Genomic DNA, 5822 nt, shown 5'->3' with positions numbered 1-5822 from the left:
GAACAAGGCACACACAATGAATTACTTAGTTTAAATGGCAGCTATACCGAGCTTTATAACCACCAACTTTTGGAGGAGGAAACCCGAACTATTTAAATTGTATTAAAATTGTATTTTGAACTTTAAATATTTGCTTTATATTTACCGAAACCAAAAACCAACATCAATACCAACCATGGGAGAATTCGACAACAAGGAAAGAGAAGAAGTTTTTTCAAAGAAAGTAAGAGCAGGTAAGAGAACTTATTTCTTCGACGTGAAGGCTACTAGATCGGGTGATTATTATTTAACAGTTACCGAGAGTAAGAAAAGATTAGAAGACGGTGTGTTTGTAAAACATAAAATCTTTTTATACAAAGAAGATTTCGAAAAATTTGCAGAAGGACTAAATGAAACTGTTGATTACATCAAAACTCACCAAGATGTGGTTGAAAAACGTTATGAATATTCTGAAAATGGAGAACATAGCACTAAAGCAAGCGACGATTTTACTTTTTAAGTAATATAATTTCAATAAAAAAGCCTCCTGATTTTAAAAGTCGGGAGGCTTTTTCGTGTGCGTAATATTTTATTTTATGCCTCCGCCTGAGAGTACTGCCAACAGCAAAAGAAAATAACTGGCTATCAATACGATGGTAATTACACCCCAAAATTTAAAGAGCGATTTTACATGAGCAATGGCATCATTTAAATTTTCCTGATCGCCGAACAAAACCCCTTGTTTAACTTTGGCCGAAAAGCGCAGCAGCAATAAACTTGGGTAAAAAAAGAACAAAGCCAACAGCAGGTAAAATATGGTGATACCTGTGGCGCCAATACCGCCCAATGGCCCCAATTGATTGAGCATTCCTGGATTAGCCGTTACCGCAGCCCCTATTCCAAATGAGCCTAGGGTTAAAAATGCCGAGATAACAAAACCCACAACTGATAAAAATCTTGCCCATTTACTCATATCGTAAAAATAGCTCCGCATTTCTTCGGTAACAACCAACTTTACTTCCTGGGGCACTTCATTTTCAAAATCTTCCATTTATCTCTATCTATTTTGGGCTAAACTTAGATAAAATATAGATTTGATACAATAGCAAGGGTTTAAATAAAGGTTTTAAAAGCTTATCTTTGCGCGGAATTTTAGGCGGAAGGCGGAAGGCGGAAGGCGGAAGGCGGAAGGCGGAAGGCGGAAGGCGGAAGGCGGAAGGCGGAAGGCGGAAGGCGGAAGGCGGAAGGCGGAAGGCGGAAGGCGGAAGGCGGAAAAGGTAAATGGTTGATGACCAAAACTAAAGCTTGAGAACGAAACACAATGGCTATTGACCATAAGACTATGGACCAATGGCCAAAAACTAAAGATATAAAGACTAATAAATAATGGCATTACAATGTGGTATAGTTGGTTTACCAAATGTTGGAAAATCGACTCTTTTTAACTGTTTATCAAATGCAAAAGCGCAGGCAGCAAACTTTCCCTTTTGTACTATTGAGCCCAATGTTGGCGTAATTACAGTACCTGACGATAGATTAACCAAACTGGCCGAGTTGGTTAAACCAAATAAAGTACAACCGAATACAATTGAGATTGTAGATATTGCAGGCTTAGTAAAAGGTGCATCGAAAGGTGAAGGCCTGGGAAACCAGTTCTTAGGAAATATCCGTGCTACCAATGCAATTATTCATGTTTTACGTTGTTTTGATGACGGAAATGTAATTCACGTGGATGGTTCTGTTGATCCGATCCGTGATCGTGAAATTATTGATACTGAACTTCAGCTTAAAGATTTGGATACCGTTGATAAACGAATCCAAAAAGTTGAAAAAATGGCTAAAACAGGTGGCGATAAAGATGCTAAACGTACCTATGAAATTTTAACGGTGGTTAAAGCACATTTAGAAGCTGGCAAATCGATCCGTACTGCGGCATTGGCTCAAGATGATTTCGATTTTATTGAAGATTTAGGTTTACTTACACAAAAACCGGTAATGTATGTTTGTAATGTTGATGAGGCATCGGTAATTAACGGCAATAAATATGTTGATTTAGTGAAAGCTAATGTTGCTGACGAAAATGCTGAAGTTTTAGTGATCTCTGCTAAAATTGAATCAGAAATTGCCGAACTGGATAGCTACGAAGAGCGTCAGGAGTTTTTAGCTGATTTAGGCTTGACTGAATCTGGTGTAAACAAACTGATCCGTGCGGCTTATAAATTATTAAACCTTTACACTTACTTTACCGCTGGTGTACAAGAAGTTAGGGCCTGGACGATTACAAAAGGTTTTACAGCGCCACAAGCTGCTGGTGTTATCCACACTGATTTCGAAAAAGGATTTATCCGTGCTGAAGTAATCAAATACAACGATTTCGTAACCTTAGGTTCTGAAAATGCCTGTAAAGATGCTGGTAAATTGGGCGTTGAAGGAAAAACCTATGTAGTGGAAGATGGCGACATCATGCACTTTAGATTTAATGTATAATCCCTAAATCTCCTAAGGAGATTTTAAAAACATAAATAATACAGAGCCATTCTTTCGAATGGCTTTTTTGTTTATAGATGTTTTTACTATGGTTAGCCTGTAATGAACCATTTTATTTACTTTGAACCATATAAGGCATATAAGCACATATAAGCTAAATGAACTTGTATTTCTTAAATGGTAACAACGCTAAGCATTAAACGATGTCAGATCCTGAAATAAATTACCTTCGGTGAGCTCGCTTAAGGCTCGGTTTACTTCGTAGCTTTCCGCTTTGCTACAGGTCAGGATGACGAATGCTAGAGAAGGCACAGAAAAACGGAATTATATTACTGCGCCCAACCTAAAATATTAGCAGCTAAGTTACCAATAAACCCGATTAAAATGGAAAGCCCGCAGCTTAGCGAGGACTTGTAATGAAAAGCGGGAGCAAGCTTTAAAATATCTACTGCAATTGCTTTTCAAAAAAATATTTTAGCTCTTGGCATACAGCATTTATTTAATCGAAAGTTGAGAACTTAATAATGCAGTTGCATAGAAAGTAGTATGTCAGATGTTACCATCTGACACCACGAAAATGCATTAAGATTCCCGTATGCACGGGAATGACGGTCATTAGGTTAATTTAGCATCGGGTTTACGGAAATGCACAAAACTAGATGACACGAAAAAATCGACAAATTCGTTCAGTTTAAAAGTATTGATGCGATATTGGTTCAATTCTCTGCCTTCGTTGCTGATTACGGCTACTTTAAGGTTGTATTTCTTTTTTAAATCGCAGATCAACTGAATCATTTTGGGGTAAGGAAGTGATTTTTTGAACATAAACTCCTTAAAATCATCGTAGCTAAAATTCCGTTCTTCGAAGAAAACGATACGCTCCAAATATTCATCAAGCGTTAATTTACCCACTTCATAGGTATCGAAGGTAAGGTGATGGCGTTCTTCGAGATCAACAGAGTCGAGGTTAAAAAGCACAGAAGCTTCGCCCCTTGCATGCCTGTCCCAGCCATTGGTTAATAAAACGCCACCGATATCGGTAAAAAGTGTGGTAATTTTCTTTTGCATGATTTAGATTTAGAGTAAAACGCCTTTTAAAATTAATACGGCAACACTGAAATAGATTACTATTCCGGTAACATCAACCATAGTAGCTACAAATGGTGCTGATGAGGTTGCTGGATCGAGTTTCAGTTTTTTCAAAATAATTGGCATCATCGAACCGATTAAACTGCCCCATAATACAATGCCAACAAGAGTAAAAAATATGGTAGCTGCAATTAAAAACCAATGGGGGCCATAGTTGTAAAGGTGTAACTCTTGCCAGGTTACAATGCGGATAAAGCCAATTGTACCTAAAATAATGCCCAGCAAGGCTCCAGAAACAAGCTCCCGGCGCATTACGCGCCACCATTCTGCGATGGTTACTTCGCCTAAGGCCATGGCCTGGATAATTAATGTTGAAGCCTGAGAACCACTGTTACCCCCGCTACTCATAATTAATGGAATGAAAAGCGATAATACTACTGCTTTTTCGAGTTCAATTTCGAAGTGCTGCATGGCTGTTGCAGTTAACATTTCGCCTAAAAAGAGTACGATTAACCATCCTGCACGTTTTTTAACCAGTTTTAGGATTGGGATATCGAGATAAGGTTCATCCAAAGCCTCTGTACCCCCAATTTTGTGCATATCTTCTGTATATTCCTCATTTGCAATCCACAAAATATCATCAACGGTAACAATACCTAAAAGAATGTTATTTTCATCCACTACGGGTAAAGCCACACGGTTGTTCATCCTGAAGATATTGATTGCATCTTCCTGAGGATCGTTAGCTTTTAGGGCAATAAAACGTTTATCGGTAAGCTCGCCAATAATTGCTTCAGGATCGGCCAGTAAAACCTCACGGATCCTGATATCATCCAACAGTACTCCTTCTTTATCGATCACGTATACTACATCAATGGTTTCGGAGTTTTTTCCATAGCGCCTGATGTGTGCCAAAACCCTGGTGATAGACCATTCGGGTTTTACGGCGATGTAATCGGGCGTCATTAAACGGCCAATACTATCTTCTTTGTAGCCTAAAAGTGCAAGCGATTCTTTACGTTCTTCGGGTGGTAAAAGCGTAATCATTTTTTTTACCACATCGCCTTTTAACTCGCTAAAAAGTGCTGTACGATCGTCTGGCGGCAGATCTTTGATAATCTGATTGAGTTTATTGCCCGAAAGTTTTTTAATGATACGCTCCTGCGTAGGAAAATCCAGAATCCGAAAAACGTTTACCGCCCTGTTAAGAGATAAGGTTTCGATAAATTTAGCTGCATATTGTGGAAGTTCATCAATCAGTTCTTCAACATCCGAAATATTCAGTTGATCGAGATATTGCTTTAAAGCCTTATCATTTTCTTTTTCAAGCAGTTCCTGAATCTCTTCCACAACCAATTCTTCCATAAAATACAATCTAATTTATTACATGCCTAAACCTCTATTAACGGTTCGCAAAGGTGCATTTTTATTTCTTAAAAAGCCAACGGTGTAGGTTTAAAATTAGCCAGAAAGGTTTCTTAAATTAAAAATAAAGGGGAATAAACTCAATAAAGCAGCCCGTTGCTTTATGATTTAATCATTTTTTAACATAAAAAATATCTCAACAGCAGGAAGTTAATTTTGATATGGACTTACAGATTAAAAATAGACTTGTTTTTGTAATGAAATGATTTTGATTTTTCTATATTTGCAGCCTTATGCTCCCGTAGTTCAATGGATAGAATTATGGTTTCCGGTACCATCGATATGAGTTCGAATCTCGTCGGGAGCACTAATCAAACCTTGCCAAGCTTCTTGGCAAGGTTTTTCAAAAAATAGGGTTGTAAAGTGACCTAACCAGTTGTGCATGATGGGGAATATTGACTGATCAAGATCCAAAATCAATCTGAACAAGAAAAATAGGTCAGCAATAAAATTTGCTATTTCAAATACTTAAATTTGTATATGAACCCTGAAAATGACTGCGCCACCGATGATAAATTGATCAAGAAAAAAAGGCCTCTTCAAATACAAACAGCCATCTTCGGCATTATTGCTTAACGCAATTCCTCTGCAGGTATGAACTGGTCATTCCCATAAAGGAGACCTTTTCGTGTATTTCTACTTGCTTCGAAAATACTTATTCCTCACCATTCAGGTTTAAATAGTGGCCAACCTCAATAAATATATTTTCGAAAYAAAAATAGAAACCATAACTATCTCTTATTTTTCGAGGAGACTGCGCAATTTCAATATTACCTTCTACCAACCTTTTGTGAAGATCGTCGACCGCTTCGGCAGTTTCGAGCATAAAACCAATATGAAAG

Annotated in this window: 6 protein-coding genes and 1 tRNA gene; 3 read left to right on the top strand and 4 right to left on the bottom strand. The window is 37.8% G+C overall.

The genetic code is table 11. The features are described 5' to 3' along the window. The first annotated feature begins 175 nt into the window (after positions 1–175). Positions 176–499, top strand: a complete 324-nt coding sequence (locus AC1DND_RS23660; protein ID WP_029275977.1) for a DUF3276 family protein — start codon at positions 176–178, stop codon at positions 497–499. Between the two features lie 69 nt (positions 500–568). On the opposite strand, the gene AC1DND_RS23655 is transcribed toward AC1DND_RS23660, so the two are convergent. Beyond that, on the bottom strand, positions 569–1030 hold the full coding sequence (locus AC1DND_RS23655; protein WP_440828305.1) for a hypothetical protein: 462 nt from the start codon (positions 1028–1030) through the stop codon (positions 569–571). A gap of 335 nt (positions 1031–1365) precedes the next feature. Between AC1DND_RS23655 and ychF the strand changes: the two genes are divergently transcribed. Beyond that, the gene (gene ychF / locus AC1DND_RS23650; RefSeq protein ID WP_029275975.1) at positions 1366–2466 is read left to right on the top strand and encodes a redox-regulated ATPase YchF; all 1101 of its coding nucleotides are present in this window, start codon (positions 1366–1368) and stop codon (positions 2464–2466) included. 615 nt (positions 2467–3081) lie between these two features. Here the strand turns inward: ychF and AC1DND_RS23645 are convergent. Both AC1DND_RS23645 and mgtE read right to left on the bottom strand, forming a co-directional pair. Next, positions 3082–3534, bottom strand: a complete 453-nt coding sequence (locus AC1DND_RS23645; protein WP_477585034.1) for an HAD hydrolase-like protein — start codon at positions 3532–3534, stop codon at positions 3082–3084. 9 nt (positions 3535–3543) lie between these two features. Continuing rightward, a complete protein-coding gene (gene mgtE / locus AC1DND_RS23640; protein ID WP_029275973.1) occupies positions 3544–4920 on the bottom strand; it encodes a magnesium transporter in 1377 nt (458 codons plus the stop codon). Positions 4921–5215: 295 nt separating this feature from the next. Between mgtE and AC1DND_RS23635 the strand changes: the two genes are divergently transcribed. Next, positions 5216–5287: transfer RNA gene (locus AC1DND_RS23635), tRNA-Arg, on the top strand. A gap of 348 nt (positions 5288–5635) precedes the next feature. Here AC1DND_RS23635 and AC1DND_RS23630 read toward each other — a convergent pair. Further along, positions 5636–5822: VOC family protein (locus AC1DND_RS23630; protein ID WP_477585033.1), on the bottom strand; the 187-nt coding region annotated here is incomplete at its 5' end.

Source organism: Pedobacter sp. 01N416, from assembly GCF_056399685.1.
This window is presented reverse-complemented; position numbering and strand designations above follow the sequence as displayed.

Excerpts from the sequence above, each read along its gene's own strand:
- AC1DND_RS23660 (WP_029275977.1), top strand. The coding sequence starts at position 176 with ATGGGAGAATTCGACAACAAGGAAAGAGAAGAAGTTTTTTCAAAGAAA.
- AC1DND_RS23655 (WP_440828305.1), bottom strand. The coding sequence starts at position 1,030 with ATGGAAGATTTTGAAAATGAAGTGCCCCAGGAAGTAAAGTTGGTTGTT.
- ychF (WP_029275975.1), top strand. The coding sequence starts at position 1,366 with ATGGCATTACAATGTGGTATAGTTGGTTTACCAAATGTTGGAAAATCG.
- AC1DND_RS23645 (WP_477585034.1), bottom strand. The coding sequence starts at position 3,534 with ATGCAAAAGAAAATTACCACACTTTTTACCGATATCGGTGGCGTTTTA.
- mgtE (WP_029275973.1), bottom strand. The coding sequence starts at position 4,920 with ATGGAAGAATTGGTTGTGGAAGAGATTCAGGAACTGCTTGAAAAAGAA.